Here is a 14,528-nt window from a genome sequence, read left to right as displayed (position 1 = left end):
CCGGTCCTTGTTCCCGTGCGGTCGAGCCCGGGACGACGAGCTGTCCGTCCTGACGGCGGACACCGACGGCGGATACCGACACCGGACACCGACAGCTGACACCGACACCGGACAGCGGCCGGACCGCCCCGCCTCCCCCACCCCGTGCGCGGTGGCCCCCGCCGGGCCCGCGCGTCGAGCCCGGGGGAGCCGCGGTCCGTGGCCGGCCACGGGGACGTGAGGAGAGCACCATGCCAGCACCGGCCAGGGGCGCGATCAGCCCGATGGACCTGCGCCTGTACGGCCTGATCTGCCGCCAGCCGGACTCGGCGCTGGAGGAGCTGGCCCTCGCGGCGGGCTGCGCGGTGGCCGAGGCGGAGCAGGCCTCGGACCGGCTCAGCGTGCTCGGGCTGCTGGCCCCGGCCCCGGCCTCCGCCTGCGGGTACGTCACCGTCGACCCGGAGGCGGCGCTGACCCGGCTGTTCGCCTCCGAGGAGCGGCAGACCTCCGCCTACCTGCAGAAGGCCGCCCGGACGCGGGAGAACATCGCGGCGGTGATGCGCGACTTCGCCGAGCTGCGCAACCAGCGCACCGAGGCGGTGGAGATCGAGACGCTGCCCAGCCCGGCGCTGGTCAACGCGTTCCTGGAGGACGCCGGGAGCATGACGCGCTCCCGGATGCGCTCGATGCACCCGGGTGGGCCGCCACCGGTGGAGATGATCGACCAGATGCTGCTGCGCGATTCCGACATGCACAGCCGGGGCATCTCGGTGCAGACCCTCTACCAGCGCCGCACCGCCGAAGTCCCGTACATGGCCTCCTACCTGGCCGATGCGGTGCGCCCGGGGCGGGAGGCGCGGGTGGCCGAGTTCCTGCCCATCCGGATGCTGATCTTCGACGACGACGTCGCCGTGCTGCCGATCCATCCGCAGGACAGCGCCCAGGGCGCCGTGGCGATCCGCGGCCGGTCCCTGGTCCGCTCGCTCACCGCGCTCTACGACTACTGCTGGCTGGGCGCCACCGTGGTGCGCAAGTCGGCCGAGCCGCGGGAGCCGGTGCTGGACGGCCAGGAACTGTCGATCGTGCGGATGCTCGCCGACGGCGTCAAGGACGAGTCGATCGCCCGCCACCTGGACATCTCGCCGCGCACCCTGAGCCGGATCATCTCCGGACTGCTGGAGCGGCTGGGCGCGCAGACCCGCTTCCAGGCCGCCCTGCGGGTGGCCGAGCTGGGCCTGCTCACCCCGCCGTAGGGCCGGCGCCGTCGGGCCCGCGCTAGCGGCGTGGCGGGAGCAGCGGCCCCGGGCCCTTGACGATCCGCATGGTCGGGGCGGTCTCCAGCTGGCGCACCGCGGGCAGCGAGGCGATCCGGGTGGTCAGGTAGGCGTAGAGGGAGGAGACGTCGCGGGTCAGCACCACGGCGTGCAGGTTGGTCGCCCCGGTGGTCGCGCAGGCGTAGGCCACCTCCGGGTGCTCGGCCAGGGCCGCGCCGGTGGCGGCCAGTTCGGCGGGCGCCACCGAGAGCCAGAGCATGGTCTGGGCCCGGACGCCGAAGATCTGCCAGTGCACGTCCAGGTCGAAGTAGAGCACCCCGCAGGCCTGGAGCTCCTCCATCCGGCGGCGGACCGTGCTGAGCGACCAGCCGGTGGCGGCGGCGAGTTCGGCCGGCGGGGTGCGGCCGTCGACGGCCAGGGTGTCGAGCAGGCGCCGGTCGGCCTCGTCGAGCACCGGGGGCGCGGCGGCCGGTCCGTCCGGGCGTCCGGCAGCGGCCGGTTCCGGGCAGAGCGCCGCCACCTGCTCGGGGCTGAGCGTGCCGGACTTCACCACCAGGCTGAGCGCCCCGCCGAAGAAGGTGTGCAGCACGCAGTGCGCGGTGACGCCGACCACGCTCGGGGTGCGCGGCAGCCGCTGGAGCAGCAGCGAGTGGTCGGCCTGGTCCGGGTGGGCGCGGGTGGAGCAGTTGATCTCGGTGCCGCCCGAGCTGAGCGTGACCCAGGAGGTGTCCTCGCGCCGGGCCAGTGCCTCGGCCACCGAGGCGGCCGCGTCCGGGGTGCACTGCACCCGCACGTGCCAGCGCACCTCGCCCAGCGCCTCGGGTTCGGTCAGGCCCAGCACCCGGATCCGGCCACTGCCGCGCAGCCGGGCGTAGCGGCGGGCCACGGTCTGGTCGGAGACGCCGAGCACCGTCGCGATCCGGCTGAACGGCGCCCGGGCGTTGAGCTGAAGGGCGTGGACCAGCTCGCGGTCCAGCTGGTCGAAGGCATCGGATTCCACCACTCCAGCCTAGGTGATGTCGAAATTCTCCGGAACATGTCGACTGGCTGAAAGAACCCCGTCCGGACGGCGCAGGGTGGGGCGTCATCGAATCGTCCGGGCCACGGGCGGGCGGCACACCCGCCCGCGGCCCTCTGCTCTGACCGGAGAGAACACCGTGCGCAAGTGGATTCCGTTGGCGGCCATCTGCCTCGGCGCCTTCATGCTGCTGGTCGACGTCAGCATCGTGAACGTGGCCCTGCCGAAAATGTCCGCCGACCTGCATTCCTCCTTCACCTCCCTGCAGTGGGTGGTGGACGTCTACGCGCTGACGCTGGCCGCGCTGCTGATGGCGCTGGGCTCGCTCGGCGACCGGCTCGGCCACCGCCGGCTCTACCTCGGCGGCCTGGTCCTGTTCGCCGTCGCCTCGCTGACCTGCGCGCTGGCGCCCGACGCGGCCACCCTGATCGCCTCCCGCGCGGCCCAGGGCATCGGCGGCGCCGCCATGATGACCTCCACCACCGCCCTGCTGAACGGCGCCTACCAGGGGCGCGACCGGGGCACCGCGTTCGCCGTCTGGGGCGCGGTGAACGGCGCGGCCGCCGCCGTCGGCCCGGTGCTCGGTGGGCTGCTCACCGACTCGTTGGGCTGGCGCGCGATCTTCATGGTCAACGTGCCGGTCGCGGTCCTCGCGCTGGCGATGACGCTCGGCTACCTCAAGGGCGGCCCGGGCGTGGCCCGCGGCCGGATCGACCTGGCCGGCGCGCTGAGCTTCACCGTCTTCGCCGCGGCGCTCGTCTACGGGCTGATCGAGAGCGGCGACAAGGGCTGGGGCAGCGCGCAGGTGCTCGGCCCGATCGGCCTGGCCGTCCTCGCGCTGGTCGTCTTCGCCGTGGCCGAACTGCGCGCCGGGAACCCGCTGCTGGACCTGGCGCTGCTGCGCAACCGCACCTTCCTGGGGCTGACCGTGGGCGGCCTGCTGCTCAACGCGGCCGCCTTCGCCCAGCTCACCTACGTGTCGATCTGGCTGCAGCAGGCGCTGGACCTCACGCCGCTCAACGCGGGCCTGGCGGTCTGCCCGCTGGCGCTGGCCTCCTTCCTGGTGTCGCTGACCGCGGGCAAGGCGATGCACCGGCTCGCGCCGCAGCTGCCGATCGGGGTCGGCCTGCTGCTGATCGGTGGCGGCACGCTGCTGCTCGGCCTGGTCTCGTCCGGCTCCAGCTGGACGGCTCTGCTGCCCGGTCTGCTGGTCAGTGGGGTGGGCGTGGGCCTGGCCACCCCGCAGCTGATGTCCACCGCGCTGGGCGCGGTGCCGCGCGAGCGGGCCGGGATGGCCAGTGGCGCGGTCAACACCGGCCGCCAGCTGGGCTACGCGCTCGGCATCGCCCTGCTCGGCACGGTGTTCCAGGACCGGGTGCGGCAGTTCACCGGCCACGCCGCCGGCCGTCCCGACCTGCACGCGGCCTTCGCGGCCGGGCTGGACCGGGTCTTCCTGGTGGCGGGCTGCACCGGCCTGGTGGCCGGGGTGCTGGTGCTGGCACTGGTGCGCCGCCCGGCCCCGCTCCCCGGCGCCTGGGCGCCGGGCCAGGCCGCGGCTCCCGCGGACGCGGCCCCGGCGGGCGCTGCGGCGGGCGCGGCTGCGGCGAAGGCCTGACGCCGACGCCCGTTCGGGGCAGGCCCCGGCGCCGCCCGCCCCGGATCACTCGATCCGGGGCGGGCGGCGCCGCTGTCCGCCCGGTGCTGCCTCAGAGCTGCGGTACCGGCTGCGCCAGCCCGCGCCCGGCCAACTCGGCCCGCCAGGCGGCCGCCTGCTCCGCCTCGTCCGCCGCCGGGGACCAGAGCCGCACCACCGTGTCGTCGGTCAGCTCGTGCACCCGTCCCGCCAGGTCGCGCAGCATCCAGTGGGTGGCGCCCTTGCGGCGGACCGGTCGTCCCGGCACCGGACCTGACGGTGTGTCGATCTGCCAGATCAGGGCACAGCCGAGCTGGGCGAGCGCTGGATCGTCCAGGTAGTCGGCCTGCCATCGGGCCGCCGGCGTGCCGGGATCGGCGTGCAGACGCTCGGCCAACATGCCGCGGAAGGTCACCAGTTGGGTGCGCAGCTCGACAAGCCGGGTGCGCAGTGCGGCGTACCGGGCGGGGTGCCGCTCGCGCACCTGGGAGGGAACGCCGCTCAGCAGGCGGCCCGCCTGGTTGCGGAACCGCAGCTCCACCGTGCCCTTGGCGCCGATCACGAAGCAGGCCGTGTACGGGCCGACCGGCACCCGCAGCGCCTGCAGATCGGCGCCCGCGGGCAGGTCGCGGATCGCGGCGAGCTCCTCACGGGCCAGCCTGGTGGCGGCCGGCGAGTTGCCCGCCAGCATCCTGCGGTGCGCTCCGGCACCCGGTTCCCCGGCGAGCGCGGCCAGTGCCGCCATCCCGGAGCGGACGAAGTGCGAGGCGGCCGGCCGGAGGTCACCGAGCGCGGCGCGCCCGTGGTGGTCCAGGGCGCGGCTGAGCTCATGGAGTGCCTTGGCGTCCTCGGTGACCGTCGCGGCCCAGGCCAGAGCGGCCAGCAACTGGGCGCCGCGCTCGCCGAGTTGCCCCTCGTGTGGTTGGCCGACGGCCCGGCAGTCGGCCGGGCGGCCGCGCCCGGCCGCCAGCAGGATCCGCAGCGGCCACCGCACCTGCGGAGTGAGCTCGGACAACTCCTTGACCCGGCCGAGCCATTGATAGCTGGGCCGCAGCTCGGTGACCTCCGCGCACAGCTCCAGCAGCCGCAGCGCCGGCTCCTCGTACAGCAGGGCGCCGAGCCCGCAGCGGGCCGAGCGGGCGAACAGCTCGTCCTCGGGGCCCGGCTCCTCGCCGCACGGCAGCAGCGGGTCGGGGTCGAAGGGGGTGGGCACCAGCGCGCGCAGCCGCCGCGCGAAGGTGGCACTGTCCTCGGCGGCGGGTCGGTCGCCCTCGCTGGCGAGGTCGGCCCGGCAGCCGAACCGGGCGGCGAGCAGCGTGCGCAGATACGGCTGGAACGGCTCGCGCTCGGCCGGGTCCAGTTCCGCGTAGGCGGCCAGCGGCAGCTCCAGGCTGCGTTCGGCGGTCGCCCAGTTGGTGGCCCCCGGGCGGATCGGGTCCACCCCGAGCAGGGCGGCGGCGAAGAGTTGGTGGACCTCCTCGGGCCGCCAGTCGCAGCGCGTCTCGCACAGCACCCGGCCGGCCGCCCACTCGTAGTCCTGCGCCACCAGGCCGCTGCGCTCCTGCTGGAGCCGCAGCGCGACGGCCCGCCGGGCCTCGGCGGGCAGCCCGGCGAGGAGTGCGGCGGTGCGCGGCGCCGCCGGCTCCTGGCCCGGGCGGCCGGGGGCGGACCAGGGCCGTCCGTCGGCCCAGCCGGCCTTGGCCAGCGCCCGGCCCAGCTCGCGCGGTTCGAGCGGCTCGCCGCGCGGTTCTCCCCACACCCGTGGGAAGTCCCGGCCGAGACCGAACCGATGCCACCACCGAACCACGATCCTCACCCCCGTCGTCGTTCGTAGTCCTATCGCACCGGTCACCTCCCGGCCATGGTGGGTGGCCCCCCGCGGCGGCGCGGCGATCACGGGCGACATGCCAAACAGGTACAGACCTGTTCGACCAGCCGACGGCCCATTGGCGGACGAACTCGGACGTTTGGGCCGGTCGGATGGTTCATCAGATTGCAGATTGGTACAGACCTGTTGACCCGACCGGCGGACTGGGCATACGTTCTGCGCCAATCCGCGGAACCGGATCAGGCGACTGCGCCCCGCCCTGACCCAGGTACACCTCCCCCACACGGCGTCCGGATCCCTTCGGCCGGGCGTAACTCCCTGGAGCGACCATGCCCGAACGCAGCCCCGCCGCGCGGCAGGCCGAGCGGTCCCAGACCGCTCGACGCCCGTTCAGAAGCGCCACCGTGTTCGCCACCGCGACCGCGCTGATGGCCGGCGCGGCCGGCCTGGCCACCCTGGCCGGCGGCTCGGCCTCGGCCGCGAGCGCCAACCTGCTGGCCAACGGCGACTTCGAGACCGGCACGCTGTCCGGCTGGACCTGTTCCAGCGGCCTCGGCAGCATCACCACCACCTCCCCGCACGGCGGCAGCTACGCGCTGGCGGGCGCCGCCTCCGCCGCGGACACCGCGCAGTGCGCGCAGACCGTGCCGGTCACCCCGAACACCGCCTACAACCTGTCCGGTTGGCTCAAGGGGAGCTACGCGTACCTCGGGGTGACCGGCACCGGCACCACCGACACCAGCACCTGGACGGCGAGCAGCGCCGCCTGGGCCAACCTCAACACCGGCTTCACCACGGGTGCTTCGACCACCTCGGTGACGGTCTGGGTGCACGGCTGGTACGGCCAGGGGACGTACTACGCGGACGACCTGGCGCTCACCGGCCCGGCCGGCAGCACCGCCTCGCCGACCCAGACCAGCTCGCCGGTGCAGAGCGCCTCGCCGTCGCAGAGCGCGAGTCCCACGCAGAGCGCCTCGCCGACCCAGAGCGCGAGTCCCACGCAGAGCGCCTCGCCGACCCAGAGCGCCAGCCCCACGCCGAGCGCCTCGCCGACCCAGAGCGCGAGCCCCACGCAGAGCGCCTCGCCGACCCAGAGCGCCAGCCCCACGCAGAGCGCCTCGCCGACCCAGAGCGTGAGCCCGACCCAGAGCGCCTCGCCCACCGGCGGCCCCACCGGCGGCGGCACCGCGCCCGTCGGCGACGGCCTGGTCAGCACCCCTGCCGGGGTCACCGCCGCGGTCAGCAACAACACCGTCACGCTCACCTGGTCCGCCTCCACCGACGGCGGCCAGAACGGCAACGTCCCGGCGTACTACGTCTACTCGGGCGGCAACCTGGTCGCCACCTCGATGGGCACCTCGGTCACCGTCAGCTCGCTGCTGCCGAACACCGCCTACACCTTCACTGTCCAGGGCTACGACGTGGCCGGTCACAGCAGCGCCCAGTCCGCCCCGGTCGGCGTCACCACCGGCGCCCAGCCCACCGGCGCGGTGAAGTCCGCGTACTTCTCGCAGTGGGGCATCTACGGCAACCAGTACTACCCGAGCAGCGTGGCGGCCGACGGCGCGGCCTCCGGCCTGAACGTGATGACCTACGCGTTCGAGAACATCGACCCGACCAACCAGACCTGCTTCGAGACCATCAAGGCCGCCGACACCAACGACAGCGACCCGAACGCGGGTGACGGCGCGGGCGACGCCTTCGCGGACTACCAGAAGTCCTACACCTCGGCGAACAGCGTGGACGGCGGCAACGACGCCTGGAGCCAGCCGATCAAGGGCAACTTCAACCAGCTGCGCGAGCTGAAGGCCAAGTACCCGAACCTGCGCTTCACGCTCTCGCTCGGCGGCTGGACCTACTCGAAGTTCTTCTCCGACGTGGCCGCCACCGACGCCTCGCGCAAGAAGTTCGTCTCCTCCTGCATCAACATGTTCATCAAGGGCAACCTGCCCACCGGCGTCTCCGGCGACGCCTCGGGCGGCACCGGCTCGGCCGCGGGCATCTTCGACGGCATCGACATCGACTGGGAGTACCCGGCCTCCTCGGGCGGCCACGCCGGCAACCACTACTCGGCCGCCGACACCGCCGACTACACCGCGCTGCTCGCCGAGTTCCGCAACGAGCTGGACTCCTACGGCAGCAGCATCGGCAAGCACTTCCTGCTCACCGCGGCGCTGCCGAGCGGCCAGGACAAGATCGCCAACGTCCAGACCGACCAGATCGGCACGTACCTGGACTACGGCAACATCATGAGCTACGACATGCACGGCGCCTGGGACGCGACCGGTCCCACCAACCTGCAGGACCCGCTCCACAACAGCCCGAACGACCCGAGCACCCCGATCGCCCCGGGCACCGAGAAGTACACCGTCGACAACGCGGTGAACGCCTTCATCAACGGCGACCCCGCGTACGGGATCAAGGGCGGCTTCCCGGCCTCGAAGCTGGTGCTGGGCGTGCCCTTCTACTTCCGCGGCTGGACCGGGGTGCCGGCCGGCACCACCAACGGCCTCTACCAGAGCGCCACCGGCCCGTCCGCCGCGCAGGGCACCAGCCAGGCGGCCGGCGTGGCCTTCTGGAAGGAGCTGGTGGCCACCGGCAAGACCGGTGCGGCCAACGTCCACTGGGACCCGACCACGCAGAGCTCGTGGATCTACGACGGCACCAACCTCTACACCGGTGACACCCCGCAGGCCATCACCGCCCGCGGCGCGTACGCCACCGGCAAGGGGCTGGGCGGGATCTTCGCCTACTCGCTGGAGGCCGACGACCCGTCGGGCAGCCTGGTCAAGGCGATGACCGGCAGCATGAAGTAGCAGCCCGTCCAGGACGGTTGTGACGGTCCCCGGTGCGCGCTGTGCGCCGGGGGCCGTCAGCTGTTCGAGGGGCCATCACGACCTGCTAATCTCAGCCGATTTCACCGCGGTACGAGGCGGTGGACAAACGGGGCAAGAGGACGGAATCCATGGCAATTCGCCGGGCCAAGCAGAAGGCTCAGGTCATCGAGAAGCTCTCCCAGGTGGCGCCGCCCGGGGAGGCGTTCATCGCCTGCGTGCACGTGGAGACCGGCCCGAGCCCCTGGCTCAACGCGATCTTCGACGAGATCCCGGGCGTGGGTCTGCTCGTCGCGCTGACCCGGCGGTTCTACTTCCTCACCCTCACCAACAGCTCGGTGGTGGTCAACGTGGCGAGCCGCTGGACCAACCGCCCGGGCGAGGTGGTCGCGGTCTTCCCGCGGCACGCGTTCCCGGTCAGCCGGGTCAAGCGGGCCACCATCTGGAGCTCGATGTACCTCCAGCTGCCCACCGACAGCAAGCCGAAGCGCCTGAACATCCACCGCTACTGGCGCAACGAGATGGACCAGCTCGCGGCCGCCTTCCCGCCCGGGGCGATGGCGGACGGCTCGGTGCCGCCCACCGCGCCGGACCCGCTGGGCCGGCCGATCATGCCGCAGGGCGTCCAGCCGTTCCCGGGCCAGCAGCCGCCCGCCGGCCAGCCGTTCCCGCCGCAGCCGCCGGCCCAGCCGTTCCCGGGCCAGCAGCCGCCCGCCGGCCAGCCGTTCCCGCCGCAGCCGCCGGCCCAGCCCTTCCCGGGTCAGCAGGCGCCGGCCCAGCCCTTCCCGGGTCAGCAGCCGCCCGCCGGGCAGAACCCGTACGGCGGCGCCCAGCCGGCCCACCCGGCCGCGCCGGGCCAGCAGCCCCACCACCCGAGCTACGCGCCGCACCCCGACCAGCTCTGACCCGCTCCGCGGAGGCCGCCCGCCCCGGCACCCGGGGCGGGCGCAGTACGGTGAGCGGTGTGAACGATCTCGCCATCCGCGAGCTGCGGATCCTGGTCGCCGTCGAGCACCGGGGCAGCTTCACCGCCGCCGCCGAGGCGCTCGGGCTGACCCAGTCCGCCGTCTCACACGCCGTCAGCGCCTGCGAGCGCAAGATCGGCGCGGTCCTCTTCGACCGCGGCCGGCACGGCGCCCGGGCCACCCCCGCCGGGGAGCGCGCCGCGGCACACGCCCGCCGGATCCTGCGGCTGCTCGACGCACTGCCGGACGAGGCGCGCGGCGCGAGCGGCAAGGTCCTGGCCGGGCCGCTGCGGATCGCCGCCTTCCGCAGCGCCGCCGTGCACCTGCTGCCCACCGTGCTGACCCGCCTGCGGGCCGCCCACCCGGGCCTGGCCCCCGAGGTGCGGATCGTCCCCGAGGTCGGGCCCGGCACCGCCGGCGAGGTCCGGGCCGGCCGCGCCGACCTCGGCATCGCCACCCTGAGCGGCAGCTACCGGCTGCCGGACGGGCTGGTCGCGGGTGAGCTGTTCGAGGAGGACTACTCGCTGGTCCACCCCGCCGGGCAGGCCGACCCCCGCTCGCTGCCGCTGATCGACTGGACCGAGAACTGCTCCTCCTACACCCGCGCGTGGTGGTCCCGGCAGGACTGGCTCCCGACCGCCCGGCTCGACGCCGGCGAGGACAGCGTGGTGCTCTCGATGGTCGCGCGCGGGATGGGCATGGCGGTCATGCCGCGTCTGGCGGTGCTGGACGCCCCCGCCAGCGTCGCGCTCACCGACCTGGGCCCCGACCGCCCGACCCGTACGGTCGGCTACGTCACCACGCCGGAGCTGGCCGGCACGCTGGCCGTCCGCGCACTGATCCGCGAGCTGCGTGGCGCCGCTGTCCTGCCCGGCTGACCGGCCCCGCCCGAACGAACTGGACGCCCTCCCGGTCCGTCGGGTCTACTCGATGGTCCCGCCCGCCCGAAGCAAGGAACCCCCGTGACCGAATCCACCGCCCTGACCGGCGACTGCGCCAGCTGCTTCGGCCTGTGCTGCGTCGCGCTGCCCTTCACGGCCTCGGCGGACTTCGCGATCACCAAGGAGGCCGGCAAGCCCTGCCGCAACCTGGACACCGAGTTCCGCTGCGGCATCCACACCCAGCTGCGGCAGAAGGGCTTCACCGGCTGCACCGTCTACGACTGCTTCGGCGCCGGCCAGCAGGTCTCCCAGGTCACCTTCGGCGGCACCGACTGGCGGGCCGCCCCGCAGACGGCGCGCGAGATGTTCGACGTCTTCCCGGTCGTGCGCCAGCTGCGCGAACTGCTCTGGTACCTCGACCAGGCCCTCACCAGCGCCCCGGCCGCCCGGCTGCACCCCGCGCTGCGCGAGCTGCGGGACGAGACCACCGCGCTGACCGCCGGCGCGCCCGCCGAGCTGCTCGCGCTGGACGTCGCGGCCCACCGCCGGCGGGTCAACACCCTGCTGCTCCAGGCCGGCGACCTGGTCCGGGCCACCATCCCCGGCAAGAAGCGCGACCGCCGCGGCGCGGACCTGATCGGCGCCGGGCTCGCGGGCGCCGAGCTCGCCGGCGCCACCCTGCGCGGCGCCTACCTGATCGCCGCCGACCTCACCGGCGCCGACCTGCGCTGCACCGACCTGATCGGCGCCGACCTGCGGGACGCCCGGCTCCACGGCGCCGACCTGACCGGCGCGATCTTCCTGACCCAACCGCAGCTCACCGCCGCCAAGGGCGACGCCGCCACCAGGCTCCCCACCGGCCTGACCCGCCCCGCGCACTGGTGATCCCCGTCCCGTCACCGGCCCGCCCCGGCGCAGAATGACGGTGTGACAGATCACGTAGACCTCGCCACCGCCTACGCCTGGTCCGCCCTCGGGGGCGCGCCGGAGCTGCTGGGCCCCGACCTGGACGGCGTGCGTTATCGGCAGGCGCCCGGGGTGCTGGCCGCGCGGCTGCCGGTGCGGGAGTTCGCCCGGGCCACCGTCGGCGTCTGCTCGCTGGCGGCGGCCGAGCTGCTGGCGGCCCGCAACGGCGGGCCGCTGCCGGCGGTGACGGTGGACGAGGCGGCGGTGGCCCCGGCGTTCGTCAGCGAGCGGCACCTGCGGATCGACGGGCGGGCGCCGACCAGCTTCGCGCCGCTCTCCGGGTTCTGGCGCACCGCCGACGGGTGGGTGCGCACCCACGCCAACTACCCGCACCACCGCGAGCGCCTGCTCGCCGCCCTCGGCGCCGGGCCCGACACCACCCCCGAGCAGCTCGCCGCCGAGCTCGCGGGCCGCCGGGCCCTTGAGGTGCAGGAGACCGCGTACGCAGCCGGCGCGCTGGCGGTGGCGGTGCGGCCGGCCGAGCCGACCGATCACCCGCTCGTCGAGCGCACCCCGCGCGGCGAGGGTGGCCGCCGGCTCGCCCCCGCGGCGCTGCCCGCCGCCGGTGTCCGGGTGCTGGACCTCACCCGGGTGATCGCCGGCCCCGTCGCCACCCGCACCCTCGCACTGCTCGGGGCCGATGTGCTGCGCGTCGACTCCCCACGGCTGCCGGAGAGCGAGGACGCCCACGCCGACACCGGCTTCGGCAAGCGCTCGACCCTGCTCGATCTCGCCGGGCCCGCCCTCGCCGGGCCCGCCCTCGCCGGGCCCGCCCTCGCCGGTTCCGCCCCGGCCGGCCCCACCGACCTGGCCGTGCTGCGCGAGCTGGTCGCCGGCGCCGACGTGCTGGTCACCGGCTACCGCCCGGGCGCGCTGGACCGCTACGGGCTGTCGCCCGCCGACCTGCCGCCCCACCTGGTGGTGGCGCAGCTCTCCGCCTGGGGTTGGCACGGGCCGTGGGCCGGGCGGCGCGGCTTCGACAGCCTGGTGCAGGCGGGCTGCGGGATCGCGCTGATCGAGGCCGGGCCGGACGGGCGCCCCGGCGCGCTGCCCGCCCAGGCGCTCGACCACGGCACCGGCTACCTGCTGGCGGCCGGCGTGCTGCGGGCGCTGACCGAGCGCCGGTGCACCGGGACCGGGACACTGCTGCGCTACTCGCTGGCCGGCACCGCCCAGTGGCTGCTCGGCCTGCCCGCCTGCGGAGCGCAGGCCGAGCCCGGGCCCGCCGCCGATCCGTACCTCGCCGAGACCCCCAGCCCCTACGGCCCGCTCCGCCACGCCCGCCCGCCGATCGGCTACGCCGGCGCCCCGGACACCTGGGCGGCGGGCCCGACCCGCTGGGGCACCGACGCCCCGGCCTGGACCACCGGCTCCTGAAGCTCGGTCACCCACCGGCCGCGGTCCTCGGGGCACTCCAGGTAGAGCTCCCGGGCGAAGCCGGCCGAGCGCCACCCGTTGGCGGCGATCCAGCGGGCCAGCGTCTGCGCGGTCCCGAGCACCTCGTCCATCGCACCCCGGTGCACGATGGTGGCGGCGACCGGCAGCGCGGGCAGGTCGGTGATCGCGAACCCGGCGGGGTGCCACGGAAGCGGGGCCGGGGCCGCCACCGGGAACGCCGCGTGCACCAGCACGCCGCCCGAGCCGTCCCCGGCCGGCTCGTAGTAGGCGATGGTCGGCCCGGCCGGGGGCAGCCCGGACTCCGCCACCCGCCGGCACAGCTGGTCGAAGAGCGGCCCGAGCACCGGGGTGATGTGCTCCGGCGCGTAGCCGGCGGCCACGGCGTGCAGCTCGGCCACCCGGACCGCCGCGATCGGCTTGACCACCACGTCGTCGTTGTCCATACGTCCCTCGCTTGCGATCGTCCGGAGCCTCGCCTCGACCTCGGTCAGCCGGGCGGTCGCCGCCGCCACCGTCCGCGCCAGTTCGGCCCGGCGCAGCCGCAGCATGCCGCGCAGCTCCTCGGTGTCCACCCGCTCGTCCAGGATCGTCTGGACCTGCTGGAGGGTGAAGCCGAGCTCCTTGAGCGCGATCACCCGATTCAGCCGGGCCAGCTGCTCGGCCCGGTAGAAGCGGTAGCCGCTGACCGGGTCGACCTGTGCGGGGCGCAGCAGCCCGATGGCGTCGTAGTGGCGCAGCATGCGGACCGATACCCGGCCGTGCCGGGCGAAGTCTCCGATGGTGAACATGATGGCTCCACTCCAGGCCCTGACACGGTGTGAGGGTCAACCTATGAGGTGGCCCGCGTCAACACGACATATCGCGTCTTGTTGTCCCCCCGGGCGCCGTCCTATGCTCGTAGACGGATATACGGAAGCGAGGTGGTGTCGGCGATGGCTCGACGCAAGCTCAGCAATGTGCTCGCGCTCGCGGTGCTGGTCACCGTGGCGGAGCAGCCGCGCCACCCGTACGAGATCGCCCAGGTGCTCCGGAGCCGCGGCAAGGACCAGAGCATCAAGATCAACTACGGTTCGCTCTACACCGTGGTCCAGAACCTGGAGAAGCACGGCTTCATCGAGGAGGTCGGCACCGAGCGGGACGGGCGGCGCCCGGAGCGCACGGTCTACGGCGCCACGGCGGCCGGCCGGGCCGAGATGCACGACTGGCTGGCCGAGCTGCTCGGCACGCGGGAGAAGGAGTACCCGCGGTTCGAGTCGGCCCTCTCGATGGCCCTCGCCCTCCATCCGGACGAGGTGAACCGTCTGCTGCGGCAGCGGCTGACCGCGCTGGACGAGGAGGCCGACGCCAACGGCGCGATGCTGGCCGAGATGCGCGAGGTGCTGCCGCGGATCCTGCTGATCGAGGGCGAGTACAACCTGGCGATGGCCCGCGCCGAGGCCGACTGGGTCCGTGAGCTGCTGCGGGAGCTGGCGGACGGCGCGATCAGCGGTGCGGAGCAGTGGCGCGACATCCACGAGACCGGGCAACTGCCCGAACGGTGGAAGGAGTTGGACGCCGAGGCGGCCCGCGCCGTCGAACGGGCCCAGTCAGAACAGCACCGGGAGCGGCCCGACCAGGGCTGACCGAAAAAGGCCCCCGCGGGTGCGGCAACACCGCGCGGAGGCCCGGAACCACTCACCCAGACCTGCGGCAACAGGCTGTGACCCCGGAACCCGGCATCCATGGAGATGGCACACGCCTCCCACGGTAGCC

At 74.4% G+C, this 14,528-nt stretch carries 11 protein-coding genes; 8 read left to right on the top strand and 3 right to left on the bottom strand.

The window, feature by feature from the left end:
* Positions 1–230: 230 nt before the first annotated feature.
* The gene (locus ACFZB9_RS21545; protein WP_391449387.1) at positions 231–1,232 is read left to right on the top strand and encodes a LuxR C-terminal-related transcriptional regulator; all 1,002 of its coding nucleotides are present in this window, start codon (positions 231–233) and stop codon (positions 1,230–1,232) included.
* A 22-nt stretch (positions 1,233–1,254) separates the two neighbouring features.
* Here ACFZB9_RS21545 and ACFZB9_RS21540 read toward each other — a convergent pair whose 3' ends face one another.
* Complete coding sequence (locus ACFZB9_RS21540; protein WP_391449386.1) at positions 1,255–2,253, bottom strand: Lrp/AsnC family transcriptional regulator; 999 nt, start codon at positions 2,251–2,253, stop codon at positions 1,255–1,257.
* A gap of 157 nt (positions 2,254–2,410) precedes the next feature.
* On the opposite strand from ACFZB9_RS21540, the gene ACFZB9_RS21535 reads away from it, so the two are divergent.
* Positions 2,411–3,886: an MFS transporter gene (locus ACFZB9_RS21535; RefSeq protein ID WP_391449384.1), complete on the top strand. Its 1,476-nt coding sequence runs from the start codon at positions 2,411–2,413 to the stop codon at positions 3,884–3,886.
* 91 nt (positions 3,887–3,977) lie between these two features.
* Here the strand turns inward: ACFZB9_RS21535 and ACFZB9_RS21530 are convergent, their stop codons facing one another.
* Positions 3,978–5,663, bottom strand: coding sequence for a DUF4132 domain-containing protein (locus ACFZB9_RS21530; RefSeq protein ID WP_391449383.1), 1,686 nt, complete (start codon positions 5,661–5,663; stop codon positions 3,978–3,980).
* Between the two features lie 398 nt (positions 5,664–6,061).
* Between ACFZB9_RS21530 and ACFZB9_RS21525 the strand changes: the two genes are divergently transcribed.
* The 5 genes from ACFZB9_RS21525 (at position 6,062) to ACFZB9_RS21505 (ending at position 12,755) form a co-directional block, all read left to right on the top strand.
* Positions 6,062–8,548 (top strand): glycosyl hydrolase family 18 protein, encoded by a 2,487-nt coding sequence (locus ACFZB9_RS21525; protein ID WP_391449381.1) that lies wholly within the window; start codon positions 6,062–6,064, stop codon positions 8,546–8,548.
* Between the two features lie 149 nt (positions 8,549–8,697).
* Positions 8,698–9,471, top strand: coding sequence for a hypothetical protein (locus ACFZB9_RS21520; protein WP_391449379.1), 774 nt, complete (start codon positions 8,698–8,700; stop codon positions 9,469–9,471).
* Between the two features lie 59 nt (positions 9,472–9,530).
* Positions 9,531–10,409: a LysR family transcriptional regulator gene (locus ACFZB9_RS21515; protein ID WP_391449377.1), complete on the top strand. Its 879-nt coding sequence runs from the start codon at positions 9,531–9,533 to the stop codon at positions 10,407–10,409.
* Between the two features lie 84 nt (positions 10,410–10,493).
* Positions 10,494–11,297 (top strand): pentapeptide repeat-containing protein, encoded by an 804-nt coding sequence (locus ACFZB9_RS21510; protein ID WP_391449375.1) that lies wholly within the window; start codon positions 10,494–10,496, stop codon positions 11,295–11,297.
* A gap of 42 nt (positions 11,298–11,339) precedes the next feature.
* Positions 11,340–12,755: a CoA transferase gene (locus ACFZB9_RS21505; protein WP_391449373.1), complete on the top strand. Its 1,416-nt coding sequence runs from the start codon at positions 11,340–11,342 to the stop codon at positions 12,753–12,755.
* Here the strand turns inward: ACFZB9_RS21505 and ACFZB9_RS21500 are convergent.
* Positions 12,674–13,564, bottom strand: a complete 891-nt coding sequence (locus ACFZB9_RS21500) for a MerR family transcriptional regulator (protein ID WP_391449371.1) — start codon at positions 13,562–13,564, stop codon at positions 12,674–12,676. The two genes, ACFZB9_RS21505 and ACFZB9_RS21500, sit on opposite strands and share 82 nt — an antisense overlap.
* Before the next feature lie 144 nt (positions 13,565–13,708).
* On the opposite strand from ACFZB9_RS21500, the gene ACFZB9_RS21495 reads away from it, so the two are divergent.
* A complete protein-coding gene (locus ACFZB9_RS21495) occupies positions 13,709–14,398 on the top strand; it encodes a PadR family transcriptional regulator (RefSeq protein ID WP_391449370.1) in 690 nt (229 codons plus the stop codon).
* The last annotated feature ends 130 nt before the right edge of the window (positions 14,399–14,528 follow it).

It is taken from the genome of Kitasatospora sp. NPDC008050 (genome assembly GCF_042957465.1).
In the GTDB taxonomy this organism is placed as follows: Bacteria; Actinomycetota; Actinomycetes; order Streptomycetales; family Streptomycetaceae; genus Kitasatospora.
Note: the sequence above shows the minus strand (reverse complement) of the source record. Positions and strands in the feature narration are given on the sequence as shown.

Excerpts from the sequence above, each read along its gene's own strand:
- ACFZB9_RS21545 (WP_391449387.1), top strand. The coding sequence starts at position 231 with ATGCCAGCACCGGCCAGGGGCGCGATCAGCCCGATGGACCTGCGCCTG.
- ACFZB9_RS21520 (WP_391449379.1), top strand. The coding sequence starts at position 8,698 with ATGGCAATTCGCCGGGCCAAGCAGAAGGCTCAGGTCATCGAGAAGCTC.
- ACFZB9_RS21500 (WP_391449371.1), bottom strand. The coding sequence starts at position 13,564 with ATGTTCACCATCGGAGACTTCGCCCGGCACGGCCGGGTATCGGTCCGC.
- ACFZB9_RS21495 (WP_391449370.1), top strand. The coding sequence starts at position 13,709 with ATGGCTCGACGCAAGCTCAGCAATGTGCTCGCGCTCGCGGTGCTGGTC.
- ACFZB9_RS21525 (WP_391449381.1), top strand. The coding sequence starts at position 6,062 with ATGCCCGAACGCAGCCCCGCCGCGCGGCAGGCCGAGCGGTCCCAGACC.